Source organism: Modicisalibacter muralis (genome assembly GCF_900102945.1).
GTDB classification, from domain to species: Bacteria; Pseudomonadota; Gammaproteobacteria; order Pseudomonadales; family Halomonadaceae; genus Modicisalibacter; species Modicisalibacter muralis.
Genome location: NZ_FNGI01000009.1, coordinates 143930 through 162293, shown reverse-complemented (window position 1 = coordinate 162293; position 18364 = coordinate 143930). Strand labels below are relative to the sequence as shown.

The following is an 18364-nucleotide window of genomic DNA, read 5'->3' as shown; positions in this document are numbered from 1 at the left end:
CTAGACTGTCGGCCTCTTTCGTTTCGCTGGGAAGCACGTCATGGCCTTGTCCGCCACACCGTATAAAGTCGAACTCAGCCTCACCGATCTGGATCGCGGCGTCTATGAGACACTGCGTTTCACCGTGGCGCGCCATCCCTCCGAAACCGAGGAGCGACTGGCCGCGCGATTGCTGGCGCATGCGCTGTGGTACCAGGAGAACCTGGCATTCGGGCGTGGTCTTTCCGATGTCGACGAGCCGGCGTTATGGGGGAAGAGCCTCGACGGGCGCGTGTTGCACTGGATCGAGGTCGGTCAGCCGGATGCCGAACGCCTGACCTGGTGCTCGCGGCGCGCCGAGAAGGTCTCGCTGCTCGCATACGGCAGTCTACGCGTATGGGAAGGCAAGGTCGTGCCGGCCGTCGGCGCGCTGAAAAACGTCAATATCGCGGCATTGCCGCAAGCGGCGTTGACCGAGCTGGCCCTGGATTTGCCGCGCGCCATCAAGTGGGCGGTGATGATCACCGAAGGCACGCTGTATGTGACCGATGAGCAGGGCCAGCACGAACTGCAACTGGAATGGCTATTGGGGGAAAGGTGACATCACGGCGCTAGCGTGTCGTCCTCTACAGTCTCGCGCAACGCCTGAAGTTCGTCCACCGAGAACTGCTCGAGGCGGCCAGCGAGCAGGTCGCTGATGCGCTGGGTAGGAATGCCGGCGCGCTGGGCGATTTCCCGGTTGCCCAGCTCCGAGACGGCGATGCGGCGTGTGACCACGCGCATCAGGCGGGTGCGTTTCTCCATGTCTCTGATGTCGAAATCGCTTTTTGCCTTCGACGACTGTGTGTGGAAAGCACTGTCGTTGATCTGTCGTACCGCGTCCATGAAGCTCCAGGTGACTGACTGTCGATGCGCTTCAGCATGCGTAATTTTGGCGTGTTGCGCCAGTCCGAAATCGGCTTCATCGAACGTTTTTTTGTAACCGTCGGTTGATGTTTTATTCGAGGGGCGGCGTAGGGCGTACGAGTATCTCGTTGACGTCCACATGCGCGGGCTGACCGACGGCGTACATCACGGCTTTGGCGATGTCGCGATCCTGCAAGGCATGTTCCGGCGGTTGGTCGAAAAAGGCGGTATCGACCATGCCGGGTTCGATCAGGGTGACGCGTATGCCACTGCCGCGCAGTTCCTCGCGCAGGTTGTAGCCGATACCACTTACCGCCCATTTGCTGGCGCTGTACATCGAGCCGGGAATCGTCGTCCGCCCGGCGGCGGAGCCGGTGAGAAGTATATGTCCGCGGCTTTTGCGCAGCGCGGGCAGGGTGGCCTGAATCGTCACGCCGACGGCGTAGACGTTGGTCATCAGCATGTCGCGCCAGGCTGCATGATCGGCTTCGCTGAAACCGCCGGGAGAGCCGCCGCGCCCGGCATTGGCGAATACCACGTCGATACGCCCGAAGCGCTCCAGCGCTTGTTCGACCATGACTTGCTGGTCGTCCATTGAGGTCACGTCGCAATCGGCGACCAATACGTCTTCGGGGCCGAACTCGCGAGCCAGGGCCTCGAGCTTGTCGGTCGAACGGGCAGCCAGTACCAGCTTGTAGTCTTCACGATGGGCGGCGCGGGCGGTGGCGGCGCCGATGCCGCTGGAGGCGCCGGTGATCAGGAATACGCGATCGTTCATCGTCGTCTCGCTCCTCACGGTGACATTTCTAGCATGGTAAGTAACCACGCATGACGCAATGTCATTATTTCGTCGATACACGGAGTGAGGAGACGCTTATATAGCGATGCCCGCAAGGCTGGCATTTCGTACCTGCCTTGCGGGCATCGTTCACATCATACGGCGGTGATGCTTACATCAGTCGATCGGTACGCAGTACACAGGCTTCGCTGTCGTCCAGAGCATCTTCCTCGGCGTAACGCAGGGCGCCCGAGCGCAGGCGGGTACTGATGGCGTTCTGCGCTTCCTCGGTCGCGGCGGGCAGCAAGTGCTCAACCGCGGCTTTCTCCTCGAGCAGTTCCTGCTCGGTGGCCTTCATGCGCTGCTTGGCGTCGTCGTCGATGGGCAGATTCTGAACGATCTGGTAGCGCCCGAAGCGACAACGCACCGGGAACGAGTAGACGATGCCCTTGGCCACGCCGTAGCTGCCATCGGAAGGAATGCACATGCTGACGAAGTCGCCGTCCGGCGTGCCCTTCACCCAGTCGCGCATGTGGTCGATAGCGCCGTTCGCGGCGGAAGCCGCGCTGGACTGGCCGCGCGCAGCGATGATTTCGGCGCCGCGCTGCTGAACGCGAGGAATGAAGGTTTCACTGATCCATTTGGCGTCGAGATTCGGCATCACCGGCTCACCGAACGCTTCGGCGTTGCGTATATCGGGGTATTGAGTGGCGCTATGGTTGCCCCATACCGCGACGCGGGTGACGTCGGCGGGATTGGCGCCGATATGGTTGGCGAGGCTGCCCTTGGCGCGGTTGTGATCGAGCCGGCTCATCGCGGTGAACTGCGACGGCGACAGGCCCGGCGCGTTGCGGCTGGCGATCAGCGCGTTGGTATTGGCCGGGTTGCCGACTACCAGTACCTTGACGTCCGGGTTGGCGTGATCGTTCAGCGCACGCCCCTGGACACTGAAGATTTCGGCGTTGGCTTCCAGCAGATCCTTGCGCTCCATGCCCTTGCCACGCGGCTTGGCGCCGACCAGCAGCGCGAAGTGGACCTTGCTGAAACCGTCTTCGGCGTTGTCGTGCAGGCGTACCGCATGCACCAGCGGAAAGGCACAGTCTTCGAGCTCCATGGCCACGCCGCGCAGGGCTTCCATGGCTTCGGGACGTTCGATGAGTTGCAGTATCACGGGCTGATCGGGGCCGAGCATGTCACCGGCGGCGATACGAAAGATCAACGAGTTACTGATACTACCGGCGGCGCCGGTGATAGCGATACGAACAGGGCGTTTCAATGCGTGGTCCCCCCTGGGTCGGTTAAGACAACGACCACCATTCCCATCCTGTCGCGGACAGGACAATAGGGCCGCGCGACAATCGACGTTGGATAACGCATGTTATTTGCGCACCCTCGTCGTTCGGCAATCATAGCAGGGCTGGTGGCAAGAAAGGCAGGGCATCGCCAATCAATCGAGCATTTTTGCGACTATATGGGTAACGCGGCCTGCTGCTTGACATAGGGAAAAGCGGCGTCGAGATAGGTCGAGGCATTCTCTTGGGCGTCCTGATCGAGCAGCGCCGGTGGATACTGCTCGAGGATGTGTCGGCAGTGCTGATTGAGCCAGCCGAATTTGATCCGACTGATGATCGCGACTTGTTGCAGGCTCTCCTCGGGGTAGAGCAGGTCGGCGACCAGGTAATTTCGGTAGCGCCGCAAGAGTCGTATGTTCAGGTTGAAATCCTGAGCGCCATCCAGGTACAGCACGTTGAAGAACTCGAGCGACAGGATCGACTGTCCGGTTTTTCGCGGAATGACTCGCGTCACGTAGATGGGTGAGTAATAGGGCTGGCTGCATTCTTCCCGGTACCCTGGCAGCATCTGCCAGGCATACCAGTGGCGTGGTTCGATCCGCAGCCTATCGGTTGTCGTACAGGTTATGCCTGTCGTGCGTTGCATGGGGTCGGCGCTCCTTGCCGGGCAAGGCGTCAAGTATGCTAAGCGCGTCTGATGACGTGCAATACGAAATATCTGAGCCGAAAGGGCCTTGGTCGGTATGACGAATTTGATGCTGTATCGTTTGCTATTGAAGGCTTTGGCGCGGCGCCAGAGTACGATCATTGTAGTGCTACGAGTTCAAATGTCAGCTTGGCGGATCGGTGCGATGCATTACATTGAAGAGTGTTGGTGATATGCGCGGTGCGGTGAAAGGAGTGAGCATGTCAGCCTTCCTTAGGCGTCTCGAGGCGATAGCCGAATCCGACGGGATGAGCAAACAGCAGCGCATCGTGCGCCGCGAGCAGATCAGGATGCTCTATGACGGGTTATGGCAGCCAGTGTTGGCCAGCCTGATCGGCGCCCTGCTACTGGTCATGGCTCTTTGGTCGGTGATTGGACACAGCGTGTTGCTGGCCTGGCTGGCGGCGCATTCGGTGATCTCGTTGTTACGCCTATGGCTGGCAATACGTTTTCACCGCCAGACGCCAACTGAGCAAGTGCGGAGGTGTTGGCTCGGGTGGTTCGCGTTGGGTGCATTTGCCGGGGGGCTGGCCTGGGGCATCGCCGGATTGTTGTTTTTCTCAATGGAACATTATGAATATCAGGCGGCACTAGCGATCATTCTGGCCGGGATGGGCGCTGGCGCGGTGACCACGCTTTCTTCGGTATGGGGCGTGGCGGCACTATTCCTGATTCCGACCATTGCACCGTTAATGATCCAATACGCGCTGGTCAGCTCCCCGGTGGCGCTGTTCATTGCGGCCACAATGGCATTGTTTCTGGCGCTGACGCTGGTCGTCAGCCGGCGCCTGAGTCTGATCATTGAGGACAATATCCGCCTGCGTGTCGAGGTAACCGAGCGCGAGGCTTCGCAACGCGAAAGCGAGAACCGTTACCGTACGATCTTTCAGTCCTCGCCATTGGGCCTGTTGCATTTCGATCACAATGGTGTGGTCGTCGAGTGTAATGACAAACTTCTCGAGATCATGGGTGCGCCGCGCGAGAAAATGGTGGGGCTTGATATCCTGCGCGAGTTGCCCGACGAGCGCGTCAAGCAGGCCGTAGGGCACGCGCTGAGCGAAGGTTTCGGCTATTATGAAGGCGATTACGTCTCGATGAACAGTGGCAAGACAATGCCACTACGGGCTTTCTTCAATGGTGTCCGTAATGCTGATGGCGATATCGTCGGTGGCGTGACGGTGATCGAGGATTTCACCGAGCGTAAGCAGGCCGAAGCCACCATTCATTATCAAGCCTATTACGATCCACTGACCGATCTACCCAATCGTCGGCTACTGCTCGATCGGTTGTCGCAGACGTTGTCACAATCTCGGCGTGATGGCGGCCTAGGCGCGGTGCTGTTTCTCGATCTCGACCGCTTCAAGTCGGTCAACGACTCGCTGGGCCATGCGTTGGGCGATCGACTGCTGTGCGACGCGGCGAAACGTTTGACCAGCCTGCTGCGCGGCGGGGATATCGCCGCGCGGCTGAGCGGTGATGAGTTCGTGGTCATGGTGGCCGATCTGCAGGGCAGCCGCGAGCAGGCCGAGCACGCCGCGCGGACCGTTGCCGTGCGCATCATGGATGCCCTATCGGCGCCCTATGTGCTCTCCGGGCGTACGCTCAAGGTGACGCCGAGTATCGGCTACGTATTGTTTCCGCGTGCCGAGGAAACCGCCGTCGACCTGCTCAAGCATGCTGATACCGCCATGTATCAGGCCAAGGCCGCGGGGCGTGCGCGTATCTGTGGCTATCTGCCGAGCATGCAGGCAGAGGTGGAGCGACGCGTGGCTCTAGAGCAGGACCTGCGCCGTGCGCTGGAGCAGGACCAGCTGCTGCTGTTTTACCAGCCCCAGGTCGATGCCAGCGGGGCCATTGTCGGTGCCGAGGCGCTGTTGCGCTGGGAGCATCCGCAGCACGGCATGATTTCACCGGAAGAATTCATTCCCCTGGCCGAAGAGAGCGGCCTGATCGTCGAGCTTGACGAGTGGGTACTCGACGAAGCGTGTCGATGCCTGCAGCAGATCGACGCGAGGGACCTGCCCCGGCTATCGATCAATATCAGTCCGCGGCACTTCAACCAGCCGGACTTCGTGAGCCATGTCGAGGCACTGATCCATAAAGCTGGCATCGCGCCCGAACGCTTGTTGTTCGAAGTCACCGAAGGGGTGCTGATCGACCATCTGCTTGAAGCCGTGGCGATCATGCATGCACTCAAGCGGGTCGGCGTGGGTATCGCCATCGACGACTTCGGCACCGGCTATTCTTCGCTTTCGTATCTCAAACGGCTGCCACTGGACGAACTCAAGATCGACCGCAGTTTCGTTCAGGACATCGTCGACCCCAACGATGCGGCCATCGTGCAGACGATCATCGCCATCTCGCGGCATCTCAAGCTGGATATCGTTGCCGAAGGCGTCGAGACTGCCGAGCAGTTGGCATTCTTGCATGCCAACGATTGCACGCGGTTCCAGGGCTACTGGTTCTATCGACCGATGCCGCTGGAGGGGCTGACCGAGGCGCTGTCTGTGCAGCGCTCGGCTTCGAGAGAATCACGCTAGAGGCTTTTGCCGGCGGTGCGGGCTTCGCGCTGGACCGCCGGCGAGGCTTCCCGGTGCTCGCGATGATCGACGATCTCGCCATCCCTCAGCTTGGCGTGGTAGCGCTTGAGCTCGCGTTTGACTACCGGCGCCAAAAGGTAAATGCCGAGGATGTTGGGCACGCAGATGACGAACACCAGCGCATCGGACAGCGACAGCATCGAGCGCAGCTGGATCATTGCGCCGATGACGATGAAGCTGCAGAACAGCAGCTTGAACAGGCCGCGTCCCAGCTGGCTTTCGCCGAACAGGTAGGACCAGCCCTTGAGCCCGTAGTAGGACCAGGAAATCGCCGTGGAGAAGGCGAACAGCAGCGCGGCGACCGACAGGGGAATGGGCAGCCAGGCGACGTTGCGCTCGAAGGCGTGCGAGGTCATCTCGATGCCGCCGACCCCCTGGGCAAAGCCGGGCTCGTAATAGAGCGTGGTGACGATCACCAGGCCGGTCAGGCTGCAGATGACGATGGTGTCGATGAACGGCTCGAGTAGCGACACGTATCCCTCGGTGACCGGGTGACGCGTGCGTACCGCCGAGTGGGCGATGGCGGCCGAACCGATGCCCGCCTCGTTGGAGAACACCGCACGCTGGAAGCCGATGATGATCGCGCCCAGCGCGCCGCCGGCGACGCCCTCAGGCGTAAATGCGCCGTGGAAGATGGCGCTGATCGCGAAGGGAATCGCCTCGGCGTTCATGCCAATTACCAGCAGGGCCATGCTGCAATAGAGGACCGCCATGAACGGCACGATCTTCTCGGTAACGCGGGCAATCGACTTGATGCCGCCGAGGATCACCAGACCGATCAGCGCGGCCATGGCCAGGCCGAACAGCCAGCCCTTGTCGGCGAACCAGCTTCCCTCTGGGCCGCCGGTGACGTTGACGAACTGCACGAAGGCCTGGTTGGACTGGAACATGTTGCCGATGCCTAGGCAGCCGATGACGATGCCCACCGCGTAGAAGCCGCCCATGAAGCGGCCCAGGCGCGGCAGCCCGCGCTCGGCCAGGCCGCGGTTGAGGTAGAACATCGGCCCGCCGGAAACCGAACCGTCGGCATTCTGGCGGCGGTAGTGGGTGGCCAGGGTACACTCGACGAACTTGGTCGACATGCCCAGGAAACCGGCCAACACCATCCAGAATAGCACCCCGGGCCCGCCCAGCGAGACGGCGATGGCCACCCCGCCAATATTGCCGATACCCACCGTGCCCGATACCGCCGTGGCCAACGCCTGGAAGTGCGATACCTCGCCCTTGGCCTTGGGGCAGGCGTAGTCGCCACGCACCAGCTTCAATGCGTGGCGCAGGCCGCGCACGTTGATGAAGTTGAAGTAGAGCGTCGAGAACACCGCCCCGGCGACCAGCCACAGCACCACCAGCGGCAGCTCGGTACCGAATAGCGGCACGCTGAAGAAAATCAGCGACGAGACGGTGTCGGCGATCGGAGCGACCAGTGCCTCGACGCTTTGGTCGATGCCGGCATGGGCTGTCGATGCCATGCCCAGCGGCAGTAGCGCCAGTAGTGTCCGCAGCGCTACGCGTGACCGGTGGAGAAATCGGATCGTATCGGCCATAGAGTTACCTCGTCGTTGCACTTGTTGTTGGGTAGCGACGTCGTGTCGTGCCGTGATCGACTTGTCGGGTGGCACGCTTGCGCATGAGCGGAATTCGGGACATTCGCGGTCAGTGTTGTGTCATGCCATTGACGTGACCCTAGCAGTGCTGGCGGGTAACCGATGGGACCAGTTGGAAGGTGATTATGGAGCCTGAGGAAGCCGGCGGTCGTCATAGGTGCGACGACCCCCGGGTGTGTCAGGCGAAGGCGCTGTTGCCGGGCGTGGCCTCGGCGTCGATGGCGGCGATCGCCTTGGCGGCGCGTTGCAGGGCCGGCAGGAACTGCAGTGCCTGGTCCGACGTCAGGCGCATGGTAGGCGCCTGGATGGCGATGCCCAGGTTCGAGCGCCCCTTGGCGCCCGGCACCAGTACGGCAATACAGATTAGCCCAGGCAGGAACTCTTCATCGTCGAAGGCATAGCCGTCGCGGCGCACTCGCTCGATTTCGCTTTCCAGCGCATCCAGGTCGATCAGCGTATTGGGCGTGAAGCGTTCCAGAGGTACGTGGGCGAGCAGGCGCTTGCGCTGGGCGGGGCTCATCTGCGCCAGGAACAGTTTGCCGCTGGCCGAGGCGTGCACCGGCACCCGCGATCCGGGGTGCAGATAGAAACGCAGCGGCGCGGTGGTCTCGACGCGATCGAGATAGAGCACCTCGTTGCCGGACAGCGCGGTAATGTTGCAGCTCTCGTCGATTTCCCCGACCAGTTGGCTGAGGACGCTGTGGCGGGCGCCGTGCACGGTGTTGTTCATCAGCAGCGTCTCGGCCAGGCGCCGCAGGCGCACGCCGGTGCCGTACTGTCGGTTGTCGCCATCGCGCTGCAACATGCCGGCGGCCTCGAGCTGCTGCAGCATGCGGTGCAGCGTCGGCTTGGGCAGTCCTGTCTCCTCGACCAGACCCTGCAGGGTGAAGAACTGATCCTTCTCCGCGATCACTTCCAGAAGCGCCAGCAGGCGCATCGTCGGCGTGTCGCCATCGATCTTGGCTACCTCGGATTTCATCTCGAGCCTCTCGTACGGATGGGGCGATGAGTCATGACTGGAATATATCAATCCCTATTTTCGGTAGAAAGCATATCATTTTTTGAAATTTTTATTGACGGTGTCATTCGAGGCGTCTAGATTTCGACTTATTCCAGAAAACGGAATTATTCGTACCAATAAATCAACATTCGCTCGGAGGACGCCCCATGAGCACCCAGGACAACCACGACAACCGCCCGGTCGTGCAGGGCAAGCAGAAGATGACTCCGTCGGAGGCCTTCGTCGAAACCATGGTCGCCAATGGCGTCACCGACATGTTCGGCATCATGGGCTCGGCCTTCATGGACGCCATGGATATCTTTGCCCCGGCCGGCATCCGCCTGATTCCGGTGGTCCACGAGCAGGGCGCCGCACACATGGCCGACGGCTACGCGCGGGTCTCCGGGCGTCACGGCATGGTGATCGGCCAGAACGGGCCCGGCATCTCCAACTGCGTGACCGGTATCGCCGCCGCTTATTGGGCGCACAGCCCGGTGGTCATCGTCACCCCCGAGGCCGGCACCACCGGCATCGGCCTGGGTGGCTTCCAGGAATGCAACCAGTTGCCGATGTTCCAGGAATTCACCAAATACCAGGGCCACGTCACCCATCCGTCGCGCATGGCCGAGTACACCGCGCGCTGCTTCGATCGGGCGATGTCCGAGATGGGCCCGACCCAGCTGAATATCCCGCGCGATTACTTCTACGGCGAGATCGAGGCCGAAATCCCCCAGCCGGCGCGTCTCGATCGCGGCCCTGGCGGGGCTCGGAGCCTGGACGAGGCGGCGGAGCTACTGGCCAATGCCAAGTTCCCGGTGATCGTCTCCGGCGGCGGAGTAGTAATGGCCGATGGCGTCGACGCCTGCAAGGCGCTGGCCGAGCGCCTCGGCGCGCCGGTGGTCAACAGCTACCAGCACAACGATTCGTTCCCGGCCAGCCATCCGCTGTGGTGCGGTCCGCTGGGCTATCAGGGCTCCAAAGCAGGCATGAAGCTGATCGCCCAGGCCGATGTGGTGATCGCTCTGGGCACCCGTCTCGGGCCGTTCGGCACCCTGCCGCAGCATGGGCTGGACTACTGGCCGAAGGACGCCAAGATCATCCAGATCGACGCCGACCATAAGATGCTGGGGCTGGTGAAGAAGATCTCGGTGGGCATCTGCGGCGACGCCAAGGATGCCGCCGAGGCCATCACCGAACGCCTGTCGAGCCGCCAACTGGCCTGCGATGCCAGCAAGGAGGAGCGCCTGGCCAAGATCCAGGACGAGAAGGCCGCCTGGGAGAAGGAGCTCGACGAGTGGACCCACGAGAAGGATCCGTTCAGCCTCGACGCCATCGACGAGGCCGGGGGCGAGACGCCATTCTCGGGCGGTGAGTACCTGCACCCGCGCCAGGTGCTGCGCGAACTCGAGAAGGCCATGCCCGAGGACGTCATGGTCTCCACCGACATCGGCAACATCAACGCCGTGGCGCACAGTTACCTGCGCTTCGAGAAGCCGCGCAGCTTCTTCGCACCGATGAGCTTCGGTAACTGCGGCTATGCGCTACCGACCATCATCGGTGCCAAGGTCGCCGCGCCGGAGCGTCCGGCGATTGCTTACGCCGGCGATGGCGCCTGGGGCATGAGCCTGATGGAGACCATGACCGCAGTACGTCACGAGATCCCGGTGACCGCGGTGGTGTTCCACAACCGCCAGTGGGGGGCCGAGAAGAAGAACCAGGTGGAGTTCTATAATCGCCGCTTCGTCGCCGGCGAACTCGACAACCAGAGCTTCGCCGAGATCGGCCGCGCGATGGGCGCCGAGGGCATCACCGTGGATCGTCTCGAGGACGTGGGCCCGGCGCTGAAGAAGGCCGTGGATATGCAGATGAACGAGGGCAAGACCTGCATCATCGAGATCATGTGTACCCGCGAACTGGGCGACCCGTTCCGCCGCGATGCGCTGAAGAAGCCGGTACGGTTGCTCGAGAAGTATCAGGACTACGTCTGAGGAACGGCTGATTTATTGCTGCGCTCGATGGCTTGGTCGCCGGCGGTACTCGGAATCCTCATTGACAATAGTCAACTCCGGTTCCTGCGCGCCGGCGGCGGCCAACCCCTCATCGCTCGCGACATAAATCAGCGCCTTCCTAAGGTGAAAGGTATTGAGCTTCCCCTGGCCAGCGTGTGTCTCGCGGCCGGGGCTTTTCCTTTCGCTTCGCTGTAGGGCGAAGCGACGCATTGTGGAGGCGCTTACCAATGAAGGCCCTCAATCGAATCATGGATCAGGCCCGCCAGGCGCCCCGACGCATCGTGCTCTGCGAAGGCGAGGACCCGCGGGTGCTGCAGGCCGCCTGCCAGGCCTCGCGGGAAGGCATCGCGCGGATCCTGCTGGTGGGTGAGCGCTCGCTAGTGGCAGCGGCGGCGGCCGAGCAGAGGCTTGATCTCACCGGCGTCGAGCTGATCGATCCCCACGACTCGCCGCTGACGCCCGAACTCGCCGGGGCGCTGCACGGCCTGCGCGAAAAGAAGGGCATGACCGCGGAGCAGGCCGCCCAGGAAGTGTTGAAGCCGCTGTGCTTCGCCAACCTGCTGGTGCGCCAAGGCTACGCCGATGGTTCGGTGGCCGGCGCCGTGCATACCACCGGCGATGTGGTGCGCTGCGCGATCCAGTTGCTGGGGTTGGCGCCGGGGACATCGCTGGTGTCGAGCTTCTTCTTGATGATGCTGTGCAAACCGTTCCACCGTCTCAAGGGCGGCATGATCTTCTCCGACTGTGGGCTGGTCATCGATCCCGATGCCGAGCAGTTGGCGCATATCGCCATGGCCGCCGCCGACAGTGCCCAAGTGCTGCTGGGCGAGGAGCCACGGGTGGCAATGCTGTCGTTCTCCACCAGCGGTAGCGCCCGGCACGCCGCAGTCGACAAGGTCGTCGCGGCGGCGCGGCAGGTGAAGATGCAGCGCCCGAACCTGGCCATCGACGAGGACGTGCAGCTCGATGCCGCCATTGTTGCCGAAATCGCCGCGCGCAAGCTGCCCGAGTCGCGGGTCGGTGGCCGCGCCAACGTGCTGGTCTTTCCCGATCTCGAAGCTGGCAACATCGGCTACAAGCTGGCCGAGCGGATTGGCGGCGCCGAAGCGATCGGTCCACTGCTACAGGGCCTGGCCAAGCCGGCCAACGACCTGTCGCGAGGCTGCAGCGTCGCGGACATCGTGCATGTCATCGCCGTGACCACGGTCCAGGCGCAGGCGGCCGAGGCGCGGGCCGCCGTGGCCGCGTCGGGCTGACGACGTCGGATGAACCTCGAGACGCTGTTGCTGTTCGCGCTGATCGCCGCCTTCGCTGGTTATTTTCAGACGGTGACGGGCTTCGGCCTGGGCATGATCGTGATGGGAGCGACCGGTGGCCTGGATATCGTTCCAGTCGCCTCGATGGCCGCCGTGGTCAGCCTGATGATGCTGATCAACTGTGCCGTGGCCCTGCCGGGCCGGCTAAAACATCTGGAGTGGCGGGCGATCCGCGCGGCGACCCTGGGCATCGTGCCGGCCATCGTCGTCGGCGTGCTGCTGCTCGACTACCTCAGTGGTCGCGCCGCCAGTGTGCTGCGCATTTTGCTGGGCCTGATGGTGCTCTACGGCGGGGTCAGTCTGGTGCTGCGTCCCAGCCAGCGCGAGACGTTGTCGTCATCTACCGGCTTCTTCATCAGCGGCACCTTGTCAGGGCTGTGCGGCGGACTGTTCGGCATCGCCGGACCGCCGTTGATCTATCATTGCTATCGCCAGCCGCTACCGCTGTCGGGCATCGGCAACATGCTGATCCTGCTGTTCGCCGTGACCTCCGGCACGCGCACCCTGTTCATCGCCACCCAGGGCCGGCTGGATGGTGAAATCCTCATTCTCACGGCCTGGGCCATCCCGTTGGTCGCGCTGGCGACCTATGTCGGCCGGCGCTGGCCGCCCCCGCTATCTCCGATTGGGATGCGCCGGGTGGCAATGCTGACACTGATCGGATTGGGTATCGGCATTCTGTTCGGCGACGCGACAAGCGGGTAGCTGGAGCCGTATCGCCGTTTTCCAGCCGTATGCCGCTCAGTGTTCAAGATGAAGCTTCTTAAGGTGAACCATGATGATTAACGGTGGGAACCGCCATACCGAAACGCCACTGGGAGTGCTGTGCCTGGACACGCGTTTCGCTAAACCTCGCGGTCATCTGCGCAATCCTCGCACCTTCGATTACCCGGTGGTCTACGACGTGCTAGAGGGCGTGGACATTCCGCGTCTGCTACAGGCACCGGGCGATGATCTCTGCCAACTGCTGATTGACCGTGCCCGTCGTTTGGAGGCGGATGGAGTGAAGGTCGTCGCCGGCAGTTGCGGTTTCATGGCGCGCTATCAGCGTGAGGTAGCGCAAGCGGTGTCGATTCCGGTGGTGCTGTCCAGTCTCACCTTATTGCCCTGGGTTTCCGTTCTGATAGGCGAGGGGGGCATTGGCGTTCTCACGGCCGACGATCATGCCCTAGGGCATCCTCACCTGGAAGGCGTTGGGTGGCATCGGCCGGCTACCCGAACTCGGATCAAGGGGCTGCAACACGGCCGTGAGTTCAGCGAAGTGATCCTGCGTGGTGAGCGCGACGCCATCGATGTCGAGGCGATGACCGCCGAAATTCGTCAGGCGACCCTGGAGCTGGTAGAGGAACGAGACCTTGCCGCCGTCGTGCTGGAGTGCACCGATCTGTCGGCCTTCGCCCCCGTAGTGCGTGAAGCCTCGGGCCTGCCGGTGTTCGATATCGTTCAGGCCATTGACTTGGCGGTCGCCGCCCAGGGCGGTTAGCCCTTGTCGTCTCAAGGCGCAGTGACGCGCCAGGGACAGTCGCGGCGCGAGTGCCGTTCCCAGGCGCCAAGGTTCTCCTTGAGATAGGGAAGAAACCCCTGACATTGCCGTGAAATGGGATGGAAGCGTGACGTGATCACGGCGATATCCAGATCGATACCGGGCTCGAAAGGGACCATGGTCAGGCGACAGTCGCGGCGCTTGAGAAAGCCATCTGCGGTGACGGGGTCGATCAGTGCGGCGCCTAGGCCTTCGTTGACCAAGGTGATCGCCGAGGGAAACAGGTGGGTCTCGATACCAACTTGGAGACGTATGCCGGAAAGCCGGAAGGCGTTGTTCAGCTTGAGCGTACTCTGATGATGCTCATCCAGCGTGATCATCGGTTGGCCATCGAGATCCTCGGGGGACAGCCGGCCACGCTCGGCCAGAGGGCTCTCCTGAGGTACCGCCAAGTGCATGCGCAAATGATAGGGAGTCAACTCCAGGTCACCGATATCGGCATCCATTTCGATGACGCCCAAGTCGAACTGCCCCTCGGCCACCCATTCCGCAATCTTGCTGGAACTGAACGTCTGCAGTGACAGCCGGCTGCCGGGATGCTCTTCTAGATAGGCAGCCATGACCCGGGGAAGCACCGCGGGGGATAGGCCGGGCATGCAACCGACGGTCAGCTTGCCCGCACGCCCTTGGCAGAGCCCTTCGGACAGTTCGCCCAGATGCTTGACCGAAGCCAGCACCTTGTCCACTCCCTCGGCCAGGTATTTGGCTTCCGGGGTCAGTTCGGTACCGTAATGATTGCGTCGAAACAGCAGGAAACCGACCTCCTGCTCCAGGTTGGTGATGGCGGTGCTCACTGCGGGCTGGCTCAACTCCAGCCGTCGTGCGGCTTTCGACAGACTGCCGGTGCGCACGACTTCCTGGAATATCTGCAACTGGCGTAGGTTGTGGCGTACTCTCATGACGATAGGCTCTAAATTTTGTTTATGAACTCATAGTCTGGGTTCAGTTGTTTTTATACCATGCCTCATCGAAGCTGACGGGACCCACAACGTCAAGAAAGAGGGTGTCCCATGAACCTGATCGATCTCCTAGGCCTTCTGGTGTACTTTGCGATCCTGATACTGATCGGCTATCGCAGCGCCAGGAAGGTCTCCAACAGCGCGGACTTCGCGGTAGCCGGCAACAAGATAATCTGGCCGGTGCTGTTCGCGACTCTGGCCGCATCCTTCCTCGGCGGTGGTGCCTCAATGGGGCGTGCCGGAAAAACGTTTGCCGAAGGCTACGCTTTCATGTTCGCCGCCTCGGCCTTTCCCATCGCCACCGTGCTGACCGGTCTTTACATCGCGCCACGCCTGAAGCGCTACACCGATGCGCATACCGTGGGCGACATCATGGCCCATCACTTCGGCGTCAGTGCCAGGCTTTTCACTGGCATCTTCTCGCTGGTGTTCTGCGTTGGCATCCTCGGCGCCCAGGCGCTGGCGGTGGGTACCGTCTTCCACACTATCCTCGGCATTGAGGTAGCCACCGGCATTCTTATCGGCATGGCGGTGGTGTTGCTGTACTCCACCGTGGGTGGCATGTGGGCGGTCATCCAGACCGACGTGGTGCAGTTTTTGATGCTGGCCGTCTTCCTGCCTCTGACCATGCTGATCGGCATTCATGAACTGGGCGGACCGGCCGCTCTTGTGGAGCGTCTTCCCGAGGCCCACCTCAGCCTGATGGGCGACTACTCCATCGGCATGTTCGTGAGTATCTTCGTCGCCTTTCTGCTGGGCGAGACGCTGGTTCCCCCTTATACCCAGCGTGCCCTATCCGCGCCGGATTCGCGGCATGCGAGAATCGGCTACTCCGTGGCCGGTGGCTTCGGTTTCCTGTTCTATTTCGTCAGTGCCACCATTGGATTGATCGCGCTGGTGCTCTATCCGAACATCTCGCCCGACCAAGCCATGCCGGCACTCATCCGCGACATCCTGCCAGTCGGCATCACGGGGCTGGTGCTGGCCTCGCTGCTGGCGGTGGTGATGTCCACGGCGGACTCCTACCTCAACTCGGCGGCGGTGATCTTCGTCAGCGACATCTACAAGCCGTTCATCGAACCGGGAGTGGGCGAGCGTAAGCGTCTGTGGATCGAGCGGATCGTCAACCTTTTGATCGGCATCGGCGCCGTGATCTTTGCCCTCTACGCCACCTCCATCGTCGACGCGCTGTTGTTGAGCTACGCCCTGTGGGCGCCGACCATCCTGCTGCCGTTCGTCTTTGCGGTGCTCTTCGACCTGCGTTGCTCGCGCTCGGCCATTGCCGCCATGCTCGCCGGTGCCCTGGTGACCATCTTCTGGAAATGGGGGCCCTTCGATCTCCAGGCGGCCACCGGACTCACCGCGCTCATTGCTGGCGTGATCACCAACGTGGCCGTGTTCACCCTGGTCTATCGCTGCTTCCGCGTGCTGCCTCGTGCCAGTGCTTCCCCCAACGCGCAATGATGGAGATTGCCATGACCCTTTATGCCTTCGCTCTCTATGCCGTGAGCCTGGTTTGCGTGATCGCCGCCGTCGGTGTGGGCATCGCCGCCTGGCGTTTCTACCGCGATAACTGAGCGCCACGATTGCATGATCACCACCCAGGCCCCGAGAGGGCCTGGGTCGTTCAAGGACTCTTGAGATGACCACCATTGCCGTGATCGGAGCGGGTATCGTGGGGCTTGCGGTGAGCGCCTCGCTGATGGCGCGCGGCCACCGGGTGCACCTCTATGACCCCAATGTGCCCGGGGAGGGGACCTCCTTCGGCAATGCCGGGCTGATTGCCAACTACGCCACCGCACCCATGGCAAGCCTTGATACCCTGCGGAGCCTGCCCCGGGAGCTGCGCCGACCGGATGCCTCGCTGTCGGTCGACCGCCGCTATACCCCCTCGCTGCTGGGATTCGGTCGGCGCTTCTTGAGTGCCGCCACGCCAGCCCGGTTTGCCCGCAACAAGGCCGCCCTGATCGCCTTGATCGAGGATGCCGTCGGTGCCCAGCACGCGCTTCTCGATGCGCTCGATGTACCGGGGTTGTTCGCCGATACCGGTTGTCTGCAGATTGTGCGCGATAACGACACGGCGGCAGGCCTCGATGGGGTGGCCGCCGCCAAGCGCCGGGATGGCGTCGAGTGTCGGGCCCTGACCGCCGAGGAAGTGCGGGGACTGGAACCGGAGCTCAACGCCGAGGGGCTTCGCGGAGGCGTCTTCTTTCCCGGCACGCGTCATCTCAAGAACCCGCTGGCGGTCAGCCAGACATTGCGGCGGCGGCTCGAGAGTCAGGGCCTTCGTTGGCATCGCTCTCGAGTACACGCACTGACCGCGCAACGGGACGGGGGATGGCGCCTGTCGACCGCCTCGCATCAGGCGCGGGGGGAAGGCGGCGGCCACCCCCATGACGCGCTGGTCGACCGTGTCGTGCTCTGTGCGGGTATCGCCAACAATGCCTTGCTCAAGGCCCTGGGCGTGCAGCTTCCCGTCGTCAGTGAGCGTGGCTACCACATCAGTCTCCAGACGCCTCTGGCGCTGTCGCGTCCGGTGGGATGGCTGGCCCATCACTTCTACGCCACCCCCATGGAGGAGGGGATCCGGCTCGCCGGCACCACGGAGTTCAGCGCATCGGCGAGTTCGCCCGACGAGCGACGCTGGGAACGGTTGCGCCACTGGGGCAGTGCGCTCTTCGGTCGCCCGGTCAGCCTGGGCGGCCGTTGGCTGGGGGTGCGCCATTCGACCCCGGATGGCCTGCCCGTCATCGGTGCGGTGCCAGGCCACGAAGGCCTCTATCTGGCATACGGCCACGGCCACCTGGGACTGACGCTCTCGGCCCAGACTGGTCGGCTTATCGCCGCCATGATCGATGGTGACGAATTGCCCGGCTATTCGGCCAACCTCTCGCCGGGGCGCTTCATGGGCGACCGGCGATAGTGGTTATGCTCATGCCCCGACTCAGCTCGCGGTCTCGCACAGCCGCCAGGCATCGGCATCGATCGGCAGCAGGGCGGCGATCGCCGCGGTGGCGATGACGTGGGTGGTGGCGTTGCCCGGGTCGTGGACGTCGAGCCCGCCGTGCACCACGCTGACCTCGGCGCGACCGCGGGGCAGCTCCGCCGCCACCACCTTGGTGTCGACCCGCTCGGGTTCCTGCACGCCGATGGTCACCTGGACGCGCATCGCGCGGTGCTCGATGCCCAGCGACTTGAACAGCACGATCGACGAGTGGTGCAGGGCGTCCTGCACGGCGCGGCAGGCCGCCTTGGTGTAGTCCTCGCCGTAGAGGTCGTTGCCGGTGCCCATCTCGAGAATGATGCGTCGCTCAGTCATGGCCGGGCTCCATGTCGAAGGAAACGATGACGGCGGCATTGGCGATCACGCTGGTGCCCCCGCCGCCGGGCTTGTCCACGTCAAGCCCGCCCTTGACCACCGAGACCCGCGGCTGGCCGTAGGGGAAGATGCCCAGCAGCGCCGCGACCTCCACGGCCTCGGGCTTTTGAACGCCGATTTCCACGTCGATCAGCATGGCTTCCTTGGGGAAGCCGAAGGCGTCGGCTACGTTGAGCGAGTTGTGCCACAGGGCGTCGCGGATCGCCCGCGCCGCGGCCTGGGTGTAGTCGCGGCTGCGGATCGAGCTGCCCATGCCGAATTGGGTCACCATGCGGGTCTTGGCCAATGGATAT

17 protein-coding genes are annotated in these 18364 nt (G+C 62.8%); 8 read left to right on the top strand and 9 right to left on the bottom strand.

The features are described 5' to 3' along the window. The first annotated feature begins 40 nt into the window (after positions 1–40). Positions 41–580, top strand: coding sequence for a YaeQ family protein (locus tag BLR92_RS15015; protein WP_089730020.1), 540 nt, complete (start codon positions 41–43; stop codon positions 578–580). A 2-nt stretch (positions 581–582) separates the two neighbouring features. On the opposite strand, the gene BLR92_RS15010 is transcribed toward BLR92_RS15015, so the two are convergent. The 4 genes from BLR92_RS15010 to BLR92_RS14995 all read right to left on the bottom strand — a co-directional run bounded on the left by BLR92_RS15010 (position 583) and on the right by BLR92_RS14995 (position 3601). Next, on the bottom strand, positions 583–783 hold the full coding sequence (locus tag BLR92_RS15010) for an XRE family transcriptional regulator (RefSeq protein WP_245704229.1): 201 nt from the start codon (positions 781–783) through the stop codon (positions 583–585). A 193-nt stretch (positions 784–976) separates the two neighbouring features. Next, positions 977–1663: an SDR family oxidoreductase gene (locus tag BLR92_RS15005; RefSeq protein ID WP_089730016.1), complete on the bottom strand. Its 687-nt coding sequence runs from the start codon at positions 1661–1663 to the stop codon at positions 977–979. Between the two features lie 172 nt (positions 1664–1835). Further along, positions 1836–2939, bottom strand: coding sequence for a malate dehydrogenase (locus BLR92_RS15000; protein WP_089730013.1), 1104 nt, complete (start codon positions 2937–2939; stop codon positions 1836–1838). Positions 2940–3130: 191 nt separating this feature from the next. Continuing rightward, positions 3131–3601, bottom strand: a complete 471-nt coding sequence (locus tag BLR92_RS14995; protein WP_089730011.1) for a hypothetical protein — start codon at positions 3599–3601, stop codon at positions 3131–3133. Positions 3602–3861: 260 nt separating this feature from the next. On the opposite strand from BLR92_RS14995, the gene BLR92_RS14990 reads away from it, so the two are divergent. Continuing rightward, positions 3862–6201: a putative bifunctional diguanylate cyclase/phosphodiesterase gene (locus tag BLR92_RS14990; RefSeq protein ID WP_245704228.1), complete on the top strand. Its 2340-nt coding sequence runs from the start codon at positions 3862–3864 to the stop codon at positions 6199–6201. Here the strand turns inward: BLR92_RS14990 and BLR92_RS14985 are convergent. Together BLR92_RS14985 and BLR92_RS14980 are read right to left on the bottom strand one after the other, a co-directional pair. Further along, positions 6198–7805: an alanine/glycine:cation symporter family protein gene (locus BLR92_RS14985; RefSeq protein ID WP_217636599.1), complete on the bottom strand. Its 1608-nt coding sequence runs from the start codon at positions 7803–7805 to the stop codon at positions 6198–6200. The genes BLR92_RS14990 and BLR92_RS14985 overlap by 4 nt on opposite strands. Positions 7806–8043: 238 nt before the next feature. Next, on the bottom strand, positions 8044–8844 hold the full coding sequence (locus BLR92_RS14980; protein WP_089730009.1) for an IclR family transcriptional regulator: 801 nt from the start codon (positions 8842–8844) through the stop codon (positions 8044–8046). A 188-nt stretch (positions 8845–9032) separates the two neighbouring features. Here BLR92_RS14980 and xsc point away from each other — a divergent pair, with 188 nt between their 5' ends. The 4 genes from xsc (at position 9033) to BLR92_RS14955 (ending at position 13673) form a co-directional block, all read left to right on the top strand. Continuing rightward, entirely contained in the window at positions 9033–10853 is a 1821-nt protein-coding gene (gene xsc / locus BLR92_RS14975; RefSeq protein WP_245704227.1) for a sulfoacetaldehyde acetyltransferase, read from the top strand. 248 nt (positions 10854–11101) lie between these two features. After that, positions 11102–12130, top strand: coding sequence for a phosphate acetyltransferase (gene pta, locus BLR92_RS14965; protein WP_089730005.1), 1029 nt, complete (start codon positions 11102–11104; stop codon positions 12128–12130). A gap of 9 nt (positions 12131–12139) precedes the next feature. After that, positions 12140–12895, top strand: a complete 756-nt coding sequence (locus BLR92_RS14960) for a sulfite exporter TauE/SafE family protein (RefSeq protein WP_089730003.1) — start codon at positions 12140–12142, stop codon at positions 12893–12895. A 70-nt stretch (positions 12896–12965) separates the two neighbouring features. Further along, entirely contained in the window at positions 12966–13673 is a 708-nt protein-coding gene (locus tag BLR92_RS14955; protein WP_139171608.1) for an aspartate/glutamate racemase family protein, read from the top strand. Between the two features lie 11 nt (positions 13674–13684). Here BLR92_RS14955 and BLR92_RS14950 read toward each other — a convergent pair whose 3' ends face one another. Beyond that, entirely contained in the window at positions 13685–14632 is a 948-nt protein-coding gene (locus BLR92_RS14950; protein ID WP_089729999.1) for a LysR family transcriptional regulator, read from the bottom strand. Positions 14633–14743: 111 nt separating this feature from the next. Between BLR92_RS14950 and BLR92_RS14945 the strand changes: the two genes are divergently transcribed. Then, positions 14744–16156 carry a sodium:solute symporter family protein gene (locus BLR92_RS14945; RefSeq protein WP_089729998.1) on the top strand — a complete coding sequence of 471 codons (1413 nt, stop codon included), beginning with the start codon at positions 14744–14746 and terminating at the stop codon, positions 16154–16156. Between the two features lie 178 nt (positions 16157–16334). Then, complete coding sequence (locus BLR92_RS14940; protein WP_089729996.1) at positions 16335–17615, top strand: NAD(P)/FAD-dependent oxidoreductase; 1281 nt, start codon at positions 16335–16337, stop codon at positions 17613–17615. Positions 17616–17636: 21 nt separating this feature from the next. Here BLR92_RS14940 and BLR92_RS14935 read toward each other — a convergent pair whose 3' ends face one another. Together BLR92_RS14935 and BLR92_RS14930 are read right to left on the bottom strand one after the other, a co-directional pair. Next, positions 17637–18011 carry a Lin0512 family protein gene (locus BLR92_RS14935; RefSeq protein ID WP_089729994.1) on the bottom strand — a complete coding sequence of 125 codons (375 nt, stop codon included), beginning with the start codon at positions 18009–18011 and terminating at the stop codon, positions 17637–17639. Next, entirely contained in the window at positions 18004–18342 is a 339-nt protein-coding gene (locus BLR92_RS14930; RefSeq protein ID WP_217636598.1) for a Lin0512 family protein, read from the bottom strand. The genes BLR92_RS14935 and BLR92_RS14930 overlap by 8 nt, the downstream gene beginning before the upstream one ends. Between the last annotated feature and the right edge of the window lie 22 nt (positions 18343–18364).